Here is a 13657-nt window from a genome sequence, read left to right as displayed (position 1 = left end):
TTTCCTTGCATTTATTTGTGGTCTCTTTTTTTACCGAAAAATTGATAGAAAAGGAGGAAATCATGTATAGAATTTTACAGGCTTTAAATAATAATGTTGCCCTGGTAAAAGATGAAAAAGATCAGCAGTTCGTGATTATGGGTTTAGGAATTACCTTTCAAAAGAAAAAAGGAGATATAATCGTTGAAAGTAAGATTGAGAAAACATTTTCTCTAAAAAATTCAGAATCTAAAGAAAATTTTCTTATGTTGTTGCGAGATGTGCCATTAGATTTTATTACAACAACCTATGATGTAATAACTCATGTCTCCTCTAAATATAGTTATCCTGTCCAAGAATATGTTTATGTCACTTTGACTGATCATATCTATTGTGCCTATCAAGCCGTTTTGGAAAATTGCTATCAAGAAAGTAGATTGCCAAATATTTCAGAGGAATATACTACAGAGTATAACATGGCAATAGAAGCGCTTGAAATGTTTAGAAAGCAACTGTTGTTGGAATTACCGGATGATGAGATTAGTAGAATTGCTTTTCATTTTATAAATGCAAAAGGAGTAACAAGTTCTGATAAGTCTTTGAAGGATGAAGCAACGAGGGGGATTTTGGATTCTGTTAAGTCAGAGCTGGAGAAAAATGGGATCAAGCGTACGAAGGAGAATAGTAATTTTTATGATCGATTGATGATTCACTTGACTTATTTTGTCCAATATTATGATAGAAATACAGAAGAAACACCTTTTATTATAGATATGAGCTTACAGATGGAAAAAGCCTATCCTGAAGCTTATGCCTTGGGCAATCGTATTTATCACATTATTGTCAGTGAACTAGGTTTAGAAGAAAAAATAAGCGAGAAATTTTATATTGTCCTTCATATTCAACGCTTATTATAAAAATAGAAAAGGAGTTTTGCATATGAATCGTGAAGAATCAACCTTATTAGGATTTGAAATTGTAGCATTTGCCGGTGATGCTCGTTCAAAATTATTAGAGGCATTAGCAGCTGCTCAAAAAGGTCAATTTGACCAAGCAGAAGCCTTAGTAGAAGCAGCAAATGTCTGCATCGTAGAAGCTCATAATGCCCAAACAAGTCTGTTACAAAAAGAAGCAGCTGGAGAAGATTTAGCATTTAGTGTAACCTTAATGCATGGACAGGATCATTTGATGACGACAGTCCTTTTAAAAGATTTAATGCAACATTTGATTTACTTATATAAAAATAGATAGGAGACGGTTATGGATAATCTAGTAGTTCAAATAGAAAAAATGAAACCATTTTTTGAGAAAGTATCTAGAAATAAATATTTACGAGCTATTAAAGATGGTTTTATTGCAGGTATGCCTATTATTATTTTTTCTAGTATATTTATGCTTATTGCTTATGTCCCAAATATTTGGGGATTTCATTGGAGTCCTGAAATCGAATCTCTTATTGTAAAGCCTTATAATTATTCGATGGGAATATTGGGCTTATTAGTGGCAGGGACAACTGCTAAAAATTTAACAGATTCTTTCAACCGAGATTTACCAGCGACAAATCAAATTAATAATATTGCAACGTTAATTACTTCTGTCATTGCATTTTTACTCTTATCTTCTGATCCGATTGAGTCAGGATTTGCTAGAGGATATCTAGGGACGGCAGGATTGCTATCAGCTTTTATTGCTGCATTTATGACTGTAAATATTTATAATTTCTTTATTAAGAGGAATATTACGATAAAAATGCCAGCAGAAGTTCCGCCAAATATTGCACAAACATTTAAAGACATTTTTCCTTTATCAGTTACTGTTTTATTAACTTATATTTTAGATTTATTGGTCAGACAGCTCGTGGGTCATAGTTTTGCTCAAGCAGTTATTGAATTCTTCCAACCACTATTTAGTGCTGCAGATGGTTATCTTGGGTTAGCTATTATTTATGGTGCGATGGCTATGTTTTGGTTTATTGGAATACATGGTCCGTCTATTGTTGAACCTGCCGTTTCAGCAATTATGCTATTAAATATTGACAAAAATATAGCTTTGTTGGGAGAAGGACAACAAGCAACAAATCTGATTACACCTGGTTTGCAGTATTTTGTTGCTACGATGGGAGGAACAGGAGCTACCTTGGTTGTTCCTTTCATGTTTATGTGGTTTTGTAAAGCGAAACAAAATAGAGCAATTGGAAGAGCAGCTGTTGTTCCGACATTTTTTGGAGTGAATGAACCGATTCTATTCGGAGCTCCATTAGTGCTAAATCCAGTGTTTATGGTTCCATTTATTGTAACTCCTATTTTAAACGTTTGGATTTTTAAATTCTTCGTAGAATTCCTAGGAATGAATAGTTTTTCATATGTACTACCTTGGACAACTCCAGGACCACTAGGACTAGTTCTAGGCACAGGCTTGTCGGGTATGGCATTTGTTTTAGCCATTCTTTTGATAGTTGTGGATGTTTTAATGTACTATCCATTTGTTAAAGTTTATGATAATCAAATTTTAGCTCAAGAAGCACAACGTCATCAAGATAGTCCAGTGGAAGAGATGGAAGAAGAAAAGCTTGAAACAGTTCCATCTGCAAATGAAATGACCTTGGGAAATATTAGTAAAAAGGTATTGGTTTTGTGTGCCGGAGGAGGAACTTCAGGATTATTGTCTAATGCATTGAATAAAGCAGCTAAAGAATATCAAGTAGATATTAGTTCTGCAGCAGGAGCTTATGGCTCTCATCAAGATATTTTAAAAGATTATGATTTAGTTGTTTTAGCTCCACAAGTAGCTTCAAATTACGAAGATATCAAAAAAGATACAGATAGATTAGGAATTAAGTTGACAAAAACAGAGGGAATGGAATATATTAATCTGACCAGAGATCCTAAAGGATCATTAGAATATGTAATGGATCAGTTTAAAGAATAGGAGACAGAGTCATGACACGATTGCCAGATGATTTTATATTTGGAGGTGCAACCGCTGCTTATCAAGCAGAAGGAGCAACAGATATTGATGGGAAAGGACGGGTAGCTTGGGATACTTATCTAGCACAAGAAGGAAGATTTTCAGGCAATCCAGCTAGTGATTTTTATCATCGGTACCCCATTGATTTAGAATTGAGTCAGAAGTTTGGAATTAATGGCATTCGAATTTCTATTGCATGGTCTCGAATTTTTCCAGAAGGATTTGGAAAAGTCAATCAAAAAGGGGTAAATTTTTACCACGATTTAATTGATGAGTGTCATCGAAGAGGGATCGAACCTTTTGTAACTCTTCATCATTTTGATACACCGGAAGTTCTGTTTGATAAAGGGGATTTTCTTAATCGTGAAACAATCGAACACTTTGTCAATTATGCACGATTTTGTTTTGATGAGTACGGAGATAAAGTGAGATATTGGATTACTTTTAACGAAATTTTATCAGTATCTGCAGGGCAGTATTTGTTAGGTAAGTTTCCTCCTAAGGAGCAATTTCAAACGGATAAAATGATTCAATCCATGCATAATATGATGGTAGCGCATGCTAAAACAGTTGTGGAGTTTAAGAATAAAAATCTCAAAGGAGAAATAGGAATTATTCATATTCTAGAACAAAGATATGCATATGATGAACAAAGTGTTCTGGATAAAAAGGCTGCTCAGACAGATGATGTAATAGCGAATCGATTTTTATTAGATTTGACATTTTTAGGTTATCCAACTGAATTAACGGAAACAACTATTGATGCTGTTTTACAATTAAATAATTTCTCCTATACAGTTTTAGAAGATGATAGAGATATATTGAAAAAGGCAGCTGCTTTAAACGATTTTTTAGGAGTGAATTATTATCAAAGTACATTTGTCAAATATTATGATGGAGAAAATCTTATTCAATTAAATGGCACAGGTGACAAAGGAACTTCTATATATGCTTTTAAAGGTATTGGAGAATATAAATTTGATATGGATATTCCGCGTACAGATTGGGATTGGTTGATTTATCCTAAAGGATTGTATGATATGTTGATTCGTATTTCGGAAGATTATCCTAATTATCGAAAAATTTATATTACAGAAAATGGAATGGGGTATAAAGATATCTTTGAAAATGAGGAAATTGATGATCAGCCGAGAATTGACTATATCAGAGAACATTTAAAAGCTGTTGGTGAAGCTATCGAAAAAGGTGTTGTTATCAAAGGTTATTTTCTTTGGTCTTTAATGGATGTATTTTCTTGGGCGAATGGTTACAATAAACGCTATGGACTATTTTATGTTGATTTTGAAACACAGCAACGTTATCCGAAAAAAAGTGCTTATTGGTTCAAAAAACTAAGTGAACAAAAAATATTATAAGAAGGATGAAATATGGCGAAACAATTACCGCAAGATTTTATTTTCGGTGGAGCGACAGCAGCCTATCAGGCAGAAGGTGCTACGCAGATTGACGGCAAGGGAGCAGTTGCCTGGGATAAATATTTAGAAGATAATTATTGGTACCGTGCAGATCCTGCTAGTGATTTTTATCATCGCTATCCAGTTGATTTGGAATTGGCAGAGAAATTCGGAGTGAATGGTATTCGGATTTCCATTGCCTGGTCTCGCATTTTTCCAACAGGTTATGGCAAGGTGAATCCGAAGGGAGTCGAGTTTTATCATCGATTATTTGCGGAATGCCAGAAGCGGCAAGTAGAACCTTTTGTAACTCTTCATCATTTTGATACACCAGAGGCACTGCATGCTCAAGGTGATTTCTTGAACCGCAATACGATTGATTATTTTGTGGAGTATGCTGCCTTCTGCTTTGCAGAGTTTCCAGAAGTCAAATTTTGGACAACCTTTAACGAGATTGGACCGATTGGAGATGGGCAATACTTGGTTGGAAAATTTCCACCAGGAATTCAGTACAATCTGGAAAAAGTTTTTCAGTCTCACCATAATATGATGGTGGCTCATGCGCGAGCAGTTAAACTTTTTAAGGATAAGGGCTATGCAGGCGAGATTGGGGTAGTCCATGCTTTACCGACAAAATATCCTTACAATCCTGAAAATCCAGCCGATGTTCGGGCGGCAGAGTTAGAAGATATTATTCACAATCGCTTTATTTTAGATGCGACTTACCTTGGAAAGTATTCAGATGAGACGATGCAAGGGGTTGAACAAATACTAGCGGTAAATGGAGGTCAACTCGAATTACTGGATGAAGATTTTGAGTATTTACAGGCTGCAAAGGATTTGAATGATTTCCTTGGAATCAATTACTATATGAGTGATTGGATGAGAGGAGATGATGTTGAAGAAACGGAAATTACTCATAACGGAAAAGGAGAAAAAGGCGGATCCAAGTATCAAATTAAAGGCGTTGGTCGCAGAGAATTTGATGTAGATGTCCCAAGGACTGATTGGGATTGGATGATTTATCCGCAAGGTCTTTATGATCAGATTATGCGCGTGAAAACTCAGTATCCAAATTATAAAAAAATCTATATTACAGAAAATGGTTTGGGCTATAAAGATGAGTTTGTAGACGGTACGGTCTATGATGATGCTCGGATTGATTATGTGAAACAGCATTTAGAAGTTATTGCAGATGCAATTGCTGACGGTGCCAATGTCAAAGGCTATTTCTTATGGTCCTTGATGGACGTTTTCTCTTGGTCAAATGGCTATGAAAAGCGGTATGGACTATTCTATGTTGATTTCGAAACTCAAGAACGCTATCCTAAGAAAAGTGCTTACTGGTACAAACAAGTTGCGGAAAGTCACTGTATTGAAGCTTAATCAATATAAAAAGGCGCGGAAAATTTTCTTCCGTGCCTTTGTTAAAAAGATAATGAATTATGCTTTAGATTTCCAAGCACTCATTTCTGCAACGGCGGTGAAAAGAACATCGGTTGAGGAGTTGAGGGCTGTTTCACAAGAGTCTTGGATGACACCGATGATAAATCCGATGCCGACTACTTGGATGGAGAGTTCATTTGGAATTCCAAAGAGGCTGCAAGCCACTGGTACTAGAAGGAGGGAGCCGCCAGCGACTCCAGAGGCACCGCAGGCAGATACAGCAGCTACGATGCTAAGAACCAGGGCCGTTGCAAAATCAACATGAATGCCTAATGTATTGGCCGCAGCGAGAGTCAATACGTTGATGGTGATAGCAGCTCCAGCCATATTGATGGTTGCCCCGAGAGGAATGGATACGGAGTAGGTATCTTTATTGAGGCCTAAGTCTTCACAAAGTTTCATATTCACAGGGATATTCGCTGCAGAGCTCCGCGTGAAAAATGCTGTAATTCCGCTAGTTTTCAAACATTGAAAGACAAGCGGATAAGGATTTTTACGCATCATGATAAAAGCGATAAGAGGATTGATGACCAAGGCTACAAAGAGCATATTGCCGACAAGGACTGCCAAGAGGACACTGTAGCTTGCGAGAACTTGAATGCCTTTGTCAGAGATGGTCTTAAAGACCAATCCTAAAATTCCAAATGGTGCCAAGTTGATAATCCACTCAACGATTTTAGAGGTAACACTGGCCATGGTTTGAAGCAATTCCTTGCTGGTCTTGCTGGCTTCTCGCATGGCAAGTCCAAAGACTACTGCCCAAGACAAAATCCCGATATAATTCGCTGTGATAATGGCATGGACAGGATTGTCTACAAGATTGAGTAATAAATTGCTTAAGACTTGTCCAATGCCGTCTGGGGGTACAATATCCGTCCCTTTAGAGGCTGCCAAATCAAGAGTTAATGGAAACAGATAGTTGGATGCCACAGCAACCAAAGCTGCTGCAAAAGTGCCAAAGAGATAAAGGATAATAATGGTCTTCATATTGGTCTCTTGGCCTTTTTTATGTTGGGAGAGAGCATTGGCAACCAGGGCAAATACTAGCAGCGGTGCAATAGCCTTTAGACCTCCCACAAATAAATCCCCTAAAATTCCGATGGCAGAAAGTTTAGGGAAGGAAAGAGCCAGCAGAGCTCCGATAAAAATTCCAATGGCAATTCGTTTGATTAGACTTGATTTTTTCCAAGCTTCAATGATTTTTTTCACATGCTTACCTCCGAGAATACTATTTCTTTTTTGAGTTCTTTGAAAAGAAAGACAATCGTTCTTCATTATAAAATAAATGAGTTGAAAAAGCAATGGAATTGTATATTTTTTCAAAGTTTTCTGAAAAAGATAGGCCTCATTTTTAAAGAAACTGTGGTATAATAAGGAAAACCTGTATAAATAGAAGGGATTTATATGAAAGAAATCGCGAGTAATCTCTTTTCAAGGTATGTCGAGAAGCTAAATTGGGTGACCTTGGTAGATGAACTGTTTGATAAATTTGTATCTTTGGTCTTTTTATTCCTACTCTTTTATATCGCAAAAAAGCTACTTCATGTGGCGGTTACACGAATTTTGACCCCTTCCTTTCGATTGTCCAGTCATGACGAGGCGAGGCAAAAGACCTTGGTTCGGCTGATTGAAAATAGTTTGAATTATGTTCTTTATTTTTTATTGATTTACTGGATTTTATCGATTTTGGGTCTTCCAGTGTCTAGTCTTTTGGCAGGGGCTGGGATTGCTGGTGTTGCGATTGGGATGGGGGCTCAAGGCTTTTTGTCGGATTTGGTAAATGGCTTTTTTATTCTTTTAGAAAGACAGCTAGATGTGGGGGATTCCGTTCGTTTGACCAATGGCTCGATTAAAATTGCTGGTACCGTGGTCAGTGTAGGAATTCGAACGACGCAGGTAAGAGATTCAGATGGCACGCTGCATTTCGTTCCAAATCGTAATATTACAGTTGTGAGCAATCTTTCTCGAGGAGATATGCGGGTGGTGATTGATTTGCCCCTGTCAACGCAGACAGACTTAGATAAGGTTTATCAAGTCATTGCTGAGGTCAATAGCAAAGAAGTAGCGAAATATAGAGAAATATTGACAGAGCCCAATTTATTGGGGCCACAAATGGACATCGCAGGGCGATTTTCATTCCGTGTGACAATGACGGTACAATCTGGAATGCAGACCACAATCTACCACGAGTTTTATCGCTTGTATTATGAGGCTTTGCTGGAGGAAGGAATTGAACTACTGACAGCTGGCTCAAAAAGTTGAGAAAAAGTAAACAGATGGCTGTTCTTAAAAAGAGAGAAAGGTGGATAAGTAGTAGAAATCATGTAATGATTGACACTTTCTCAAATCGTATCAGGTAATCGTTTAGTGTCAATGAAAATAAAGGTAGCATTTTTGCGACTTTATTAGCTGATTTAGGTGTAAATGCCCTTTTTCCCGACTATTCATTTCGTCTACGGAGAAAGCGTCCCATTTAGCTCACTTAGCTTGTCTTATACAGCAAAAATAAACAAGTATAGATAGAATGGCTATTCTTGAAATGAGTAGTAGAAATATAAAATAAGCAACCCAGTGGCTGCTTGTTTTTATGTATAAATCATTTCTACATGGGCGTTGCTATAGGTTTGTTGCAATTCCTTCAGAAAAGGAGTTCGGATAGCCAATGTTTCGGCGAGAATTTCAGTTTGTTCGTGCTCAATATAAATTTTCACCTTTACAGACATTCCGATTTTGATTATTTCGTAGTTGACATGAGGCAATAGATCCTGAAAATGCTTTAAAATCAGATCGTCGATGGGTTCCGTGATTTCCTGATCAAGGGCTAGTCCGTGGGATAACTCAATAAAGGCCTGATGGAACATTTTAATGGGCTCAGAAATCAAACAGATGACAGAAATCGCTGTTACAAAGAAATCACCTGTATAGTGGAGAAAGCCAAGAGGTCCTTTGATAGGAATGACATAGAGTAGAGCGAACGCCAAACCAGCTCCTAAAGATTGAAGTCCATCGATGAGACTACCCTTAGCTTCCGCTGCTAAAATGGTACTTAGGCCATGAATTTTTTTATTTTGATAATGATTGTAAAAACTGAGGGCAAAACAAAGCGAAACAACAAAGAAAGTATAAGGAAGGATGGGTCCGACATCAAGAACCTCACCTTCACCTGCTAAAAAGTACTGGAGTGCTGTTTCTGAGGCATTGATTAAAGCAAGGAGGAGTAGAAGAAGGATTAAAATAGATTTAAAAATAGCGTAGAGGGGTTCCAGAAAATGTAGTCCATGAGGATAGCGAGCGGTTTTTCGGTGGCTGATTCTAGAAATATAAATCCCAATAATGGCGGATAAAAAACTGATAAATGAGAAAAATCCATCGAGAAGTAAAGCCTGAATATTGGTCAGAAAATAAACAATAATTCCTGAAATGGCCACGATGAAGGTCATGAAAAAGTTAATGGTCAATGATTGTTGCTCAATTTGTTTTTGCATATATTTATCCTCCTTTATTTTACTTATAGTACTATTATAAAGGAAAAGACAGACAGAATCAAGTTTTAGATAGAAGGGGATGATTGAATACTCGTCAAAAATCAAACTCTGTTATCATTAACTCACCTTGCTTCAACACTCCAGCGGACTGTTGAAGGTTGAAAGTAAGAGACTGAGCCTAAAAATTGGAAAGCGAAGACGACAAAATCGATTTCTGCGAAATACCGATTGAGTCTCACTCCCCAGCATAACCTCTAGTCTTACCTGCGATTTCGTTGCCTAGTCAAATTTTGATTTTTGAGTATAATACTCATCCAACATCAAAGTTAGCATTTTTGCGACTTTCTTAGATAGTTCGAACGTAAACTAGCTATTTTTTATGCCTGTACTTTTCATCTGCTAAAAAATCATCCTGTTTGACTTACTGAAACTGCTTCATTTTCAAATAAAAATAGATATGTATACATCTGGTGTGACCCTCAAAAGTTAGACAAAAATCTAACAATAGAGAGTTCGGTACAATCGAATGGCTATTTTTGAAATTACATGAGTATAAGAAGGGGAAAGAGTGGAATTCTCTAAATTTTAAGGGATGAAAAAAGATTGAAGAAAATCGCAACCTAGCTTTTTTCTTCAATCTGAGTGTGGTTTAAGAAATATGATTTTTAAACAATTCCTTGAGCAATCATCGCATTTGCGACATTTTCAAAGGCAGCGATGTTAGCTCCTGCAAGGTAATCGTTGCCGAGGTCATAGGTCTCAGCTGTTTCTTTTGCAGTTGTAAAGATATTTTTCATAATGTCTTTCAAGCGGCCATCGACTTCTTCACGTGTCCATGACAAGCGAAGGCTGTTTTGGCTCATTTCAAGAGCAGAAACGGCTACACCACCCGCATTCGCCGCTTTGGCAGGTCCGTAGAAGATACCATTTTCTTTGTAAATGGCAATTGCTTCAAGGTCGCTCGGCATATTTGCCCCTTCAGACACACAGATAACTCCTTGAGCAACGAGACGTTTTGCTGCGTCTCCGTTGATTTCGTTTTGTGTCGCACATGGAAGAGCGATGTCGTAGTTGCCTGCGTAAGTCCATACAGAACCTTCGTGATAAGTTGCAGAGGCTTTTTCAGCAGCATATTCAGTCAAGCGAGCACGGCGTTTTTCTTTCACATCGACAAGAAGGTCAAAGTCAATACCGTTTTCGTCAATGACATAGCCATTGGAATCAGAAACAGAGATAACCGTAGCTCCAAGTTCGGTTGCTTTTTGGAGAGCATATTGGGCAACGTTTCCTGAACCTGAGATGACAACTTTCTTACCAGCAAAGCTTTGGCCGTTAGCTTGCAGCATCTCTTCTGTATAGTAAACAAGTCCGTAGCCAGTTGCTTCAGGACGAATCAAGCTGCCACCAAATCCAAGAGGTTTACCTGTCAACACTCCTGCATCGAACTGACGAAGGCGTTTGTATTGACCATAAAGGTAGCCGATTTCGCGTCCACCAACACCGATGTCCCCTGCTGGTACATCCAGTGAAGGACCGATGTGTTTTTGCAATTCGGTCATGAAGCTTTGGCAGAAACGCATCACTTCAGCGTCTGTTTTTCCTTTGGGATCAAAGTCTGAACCACCTTTACCACCGCCGATTGGTAGACCAGTCAAGACATTTTTAAAGATTTGCTCAAAGCCCAAGAATTTTAAAATTCCTTGGTTCACAGTTGGGTGGAAACGAAGTCCGCCTTTATAAGGACCAACCGCTGAGTTAAATTGAACACGGTAGCCACGGTTGACTTGAACCTTTCCGTCGCGGTCTACCCAAGGCACACGGAAGCTAATCACGCGCTCAGGTTCTGTAATGCGAGCGAGGATGTTTTCTTCGATGTATTCTGGATGTTTTTCAAATACAGGCTCCAGTGTACTGAAAAATTCTTCGACAGCTTGGAGGAATTCTGCCTCATGTCCGTTTCTAGCTTTTACCGTTTCAAAAGCGCTTTGAATGTATTCTTTAGCAGTTGTCATGGGATACTCCTTGTATGTTATATTTTTTCACATGGGCTATTATAGCAGAAAAAGTTGGACTTGTAAAGGTAAAAGAAAGGAGTTTTCTAAAAATTCGGACAATTAAAAAACGAACATTTGACCAAGGATGTGCGTTAAATTTCCAAAAAAATGCCTAGAGATGGTATACTAGAGGAAAAGAATGTTTGCAAAGAACACCTATCTTGGCTTTCAGGCTGTATAATCTCAAAAAATACGCATGGATAATGCCAAACGGATAAGACGATAAGGAGGACGCTATGCCATCAACCAAGACACAGATTGCTGGTTTTCCATTTGAAAACTGCTTGATGAATGCCGCGGGGGTTGCCTGCATGACGATTGCAGAGTTAGAGGAAGTAAGACTGTCCCAAGCTGGAACCTTTGTGACTAAGACCGCTACCTTAGAAGCGCGTGCTGGAAATCCTGAACCCCGTTATCAGGATGTTCCGCTTGGCTCGATTAACTCGATGGGCTTGCCAAATCAAGGTTTGGATTATTATTTGGACTATCTTTTGGAATTGCAGGAAAAAGAACCAAATCAAACTTTCTTCCTTTCCTTGGTCGGACTGTCTCAGGAAGAAACTCATAGGCTGTTAAAACAAGTGGAAGAAAGTGAGTTTAAGGGCTTAACTGAGTTGAATTTGTCCTGTCCGAATGTACCAGGCAAACCACAAATTGCCTATGATTTTGAGACGACAGAGACCATTTTAAAGGAGGTGTTTAGCTACTTTACCAAACCTCTTGGGATTAAGCTGCCTCCTTACTTTGATATGGTGCATTTTGATCAGGCAGCAGCGATTTTCAACCAATTTCCGCTCGCTTTTGTCAACTGTGTTAACTCCATTGGAAATGGTCTCTACATTGAAGATGAGTCAGTTGTTATTCGTCCTAAAAATGGATTTGGAGGAATCGGTGGCGAATATATCAAGCCGACTGCTCTGGCCAATGTCCACGCTTTCTACCAGCGGTTAAAACCAGAAATCCAAATCATTGGAACAGGGGGAGTGCTGACAGGTCGTGATGCTTTTGAGCATATCCTTTGTGGAGCCAGTATGGTGCAAGTTGGAACAACCCTTCATAAGGAAGGGGTCGCAGCTTTTGAGCGGATTACGGCAGAATTGAAAGTCATTATGGCAGAAAAAGGCTACGAAAGTTTAGACGATTTCCGTGGGAAATTGCAATATATAGAAGGATAAAGGAGAATAAAATGGCAGAAATTTATTTAGCAGGCGGTTGTTTTTGGGGTGTGGAAGAGTATTTTTCCCGCATTGACGGAGTGATTGCGACCACAGTCGGCTATGCAAATGGTCAAGTGGAAACGACCAATTACCAACTCATCAAACAAACAGACCATGCAGAAACGATTTATGTAGAGTATGACGAGGCAGTGGTCAGCCTGCGAGAAATCTTACTTTATTATTTCCGTATTATCGATCCCCTATCAGTGAACAAACAGGGAAACGATGTGGGTCGCCAGTATCGGACAGGGATTTATTACCAGGATGAGGAGCAAGTGTCCACCATTAGCCAAGTAGTGGCTGAAGTAGAAGAGCAGCTTGGGCAAAAAATTGCAGTGGAAGTAGAATCCTTGCGCCACTATATCTTGGCAGAAGACTACCACCAAGATTACCTCAAGAAAAATCCAAATGGTTATTGCCATATCAATGTTAACGATGCTTATCAGCCCTTGATTGACCCTAAAGACTATCAAAAAGCATCTCAAGAGGAGCTTAAAGCACGCTTAACGGAAGAAGCTTATCGAGTAACCCAAGAAAGTGCAACGGAAAAACCCTTTGAAAATGCCTATTTTGCTACTTTTGAAGAAGGTATTTATGTGGATGTTACGACTGGGGAACCACTCTTTTTTGCCAGCGATAAGTTTGATGCTGGCTGTGGCTGGCCAAGTTTCACACGCCCAATTGCAAAAGAAGTCATCCATTATTACCGTGACACAACGCATGGCATGGAGCGTATTGAAGTGAGAAGTCGCTCTGGTAATGCCCATCTAGGTCATGTCTTTACTGACGGACCAAAAGAAGAAGGCGGCCTTCGCTACTGTATTAACAGTGCCGCTTTGCGTTTTATCCCTAAAGAAAAAATGGAGGAAGAAGGCTACGGCTACCTGCTTCCAGCTATGCAGTAACTATTAAAAAAACATCAAGTTTGTTAAGCCCTGGTTAAACTAAATAGTAAAAAATAGTTGTTTATAAGGTATGATTTCCTGAATTCCATGGGGGTCATGCCTTTTCATTTTTCCTGAGATCTATTGCAGTTATACCATTCAATATATTCTTTCGCTTGTTGGATTCAATCTTTTTTACATTTGGTGGCA

At 38.5% G+C, this 13657-nt stretch carries 11 protein-coding genes; 8 read left to right on the top strand and 3 right to left on the bottom strand.

What is annotated here, in order from left to right:
• Positions 1–62: 62 nt before the first annotated feature.
• Genes BFM96_RS01110 through lacG (BFM96_RS01090) form a run of 5 tightly spaced genes read left to right on the top strand, consistent with a single transcriptional unit; the run spans position 63 to position 5747 of the window.
• Entirely contained in the window at positions 63–896 is an 834-nt protein-coding gene (locus BFM96_RS01110; protein ID WP_068989275.1) for a PRD domain-containing protein, read from the top strand.
• Between the two features lie 22 nt (positions 897–918).
• Positions 919–1230, top strand: coding sequence for a PTS lactose/cellobiose transporter subunit IIA (locus BFM96_RS01105; RefSeq protein WP_068989272.1), 312 nt, complete (start codon positions 919–921; stop codon positions 1228–1230).
• A 9-nt stretch (positions 1231–1239) separates the two neighbouring features.
• Positions 1240–2907 (top strand): lactose-specific PTS transporter subunit EIIC, encoded by a 1668-nt coding sequence (locus tag BFM96_RS01100; protein ID WP_068989269.1) that lies wholly within the window; start codon positions 1240–1242, stop codon positions 2905–2907.
• Between the two features lie 11 nt (positions 2908–2918).
• The gene (gene lacG / locus BFM96_RS01095; protein ID WP_068989268.1) at positions 2919–4322 is read left to right on the top strand and encodes a 6-phospho-beta-galactosidase; all 1404 of its coding nucleotides are present in this window, start codon (positions 2919–2921) and stop codon (positions 4320–4322) included.
• 12 nt (positions 4323–4334) lie between these two features.
• On the top strand, positions 4335–5747 hold the full coding sequence (lacG, locus tag BFM96_RS01090; RefSeq protein ID WP_068989267.1) for a 6-phospho-beta-galactosidase: 1413 nt from the start codon (positions 4335–4337) through the stop codon (positions 5745–5747).
• Positions 5748–5804: 57 nt separating this feature from the next.
• Here lacG (BFM96_RS01090) and sstT read toward each other — a convergent pair whose 3' ends face one another.
• Entirely contained in the window at positions 5805–7016 is a 1212-nt protein-coding gene (gene sstT / locus BFM96_RS01085; RefSeq protein WP_068989266.1) for a serine/threonine transporter SstT, read from the bottom strand.
• A gap of 195 nt (positions 7017–7211) precedes the next feature.
• Between sstT and BFM96_RS01080 the strand changes: the two genes are divergently transcribed.
• A complete protein-coding gene (locus BFM96_RS01080) occupies positions 7212–8069 on the top strand; it encodes a mechanosensitive ion channel family protein (RefSeq protein WP_068989263.1) in 858 nt (285 codons plus the stop codon).
• 323 nt (positions 8070–8392) lie between these two features.
• Here the strand turns inward: BFM96_RS01080 and BFM96_RS01075 are convergent, their stop codons facing one another.
• Both BFM96_RS01075 and gdhA read right to left on the bottom strand, forming a co-directional pair.
• The gene (locus BFM96_RS01075) at positions 8393–9292 is read right to left on the bottom strand and encodes a cation transporter (protein ID WP_068989261.1); all 900 of its coding nucleotides are present in this window, start codon (positions 9290–9292) and stop codon (positions 8393–8395) included.
• A 665-nt stretch (positions 9293–9957) separates the two neighbouring features.
• Positions 9958–11304 carry an NADP-specific glutamate dehydrogenase gene (gdhA, locus tag BFM96_RS01070; protein WP_068989259.1) on the bottom strand — a complete coding sequence of 449 codons (1347 nt, stop codon included), beginning with the start codon at positions 11302–11304 and terminating at the stop codon, positions 9958–9960.
• A gap of 278 nt (positions 11305–11582) precedes the next feature.
• Here gdhA and BFM96_RS01065 point away from each other — a divergent pair, with 278 nt between their 5' ends.
• Positions 11583–12521 carry a dihydroorotate oxidase gene (locus BFM96_RS01065; RefSeq protein WP_068989256.1) on the top strand — a complete coding sequence of 313 codons (939 nt, stop codon included), beginning with the start codon at positions 11583–11585 and terminating at the stop codon, positions 12519–12521.
• An 11-nt stretch (positions 12522–12532) separates the two neighbouring features.
• Complete coding sequence (gene msrB, locus BFM96_RS01060) at positions 12533–13468, top strand: peptide-methionine (R)-S-oxide reductase MsrB (RefSeq protein ID WP_068989253.1); 936 nt, start codon at positions 12533–12535, stop codon at positions 13466–13468.
• Positions 13469–13657: the final 189 nt, after the last annotated feature.

The sequence above is a fragment of the Streptococcus himalayensis genome (assembly GCF_001708305.1).
In the GTDB taxonomy this organism is placed as follows: Bacteria; Bacillota; Bacilli; order Lactobacillales; family Streptococcaceae; genus Streptococcus; species Streptococcus himalayensis.
The sequence above is the reverse complement of the archived record's forward strand: the minus strand, read 5'-3'. Positions and strand labels throughout refer to the sequence as shown.

What these genes read in the sequence shown, in the direction of transcription:
- BFM96_RS01110 (WP_068989275.1), top strand. Translation starts at nt 63, where the DNA reads ATGTATAGAATTTTACAGGCTTTAAATAATAATGTTGCCCTGGTAAAA.
- BFM96_RS01105 (WP_068989272.1), top strand. Translation starts at nt 919, where the DNA reads ATGAATCGTGAAGAATCAACCTTATTAGGATTTGAAATTGTAGCATTT.
- BFM96_RS01100 (WP_068989269.1), top strand. Translation starts at nt 1,240, where the DNA reads ATGGATAATCTAGTAGTTCAAATAGAAAAAATGAAACCATTTTTTGAG.
- lacG (WP_068989268.1), top strand. Translation starts at nt 2,919, where the DNA reads ATGACACGATTGCCAGATGATTTTATATTTGGAGGTGCAACCGCTGCT.
- lacG (WP_068989267.1), top strand. Translation starts at nt 4,335, where the DNA reads ATGGCGAAACAATTACCGCAAGATTTTATTTTCGGTGGAGCGACAGCA.
- BFM96_RS01080 (WP_068989263.1), top strand. Translation starts at nt 7,212, where the DNA reads ATGAAAGAAATCGCGAGTAATCTCTTTTCAAGGTATGTCGAGAAGCTA.
- BFM96_RS01075 (WP_068989261.1), bottom strand. Translation starts at nt 9,292, where the DNA reads ATGCAAAAACAAATTGAGCAACAATCATTGACCATTAACTTTTTCATG.
- gdhA (WP_068989259.1), bottom strand. Translation starts at nt 11,304, where the DNA reads ATGACAACTGCTAAAGAATACATTCAAAGCGCTTTTGAAACGGTAAAA.
- BFM96_RS01065 (WP_068989256.1), top strand. Translation starts at nt 11,583, where the DNA reads ATGCCATCAACCAAGACACAGATTGCTGGTTTTCCATTTGAAAACTGC.
- msrB (WP_068989253.1), top strand. Translation starts at nt 12,533, where the DNA reads ATGGCAGAAATTTATTTAGCAGGCGGTTGTTTTTGGGGTGTGGAAGAG.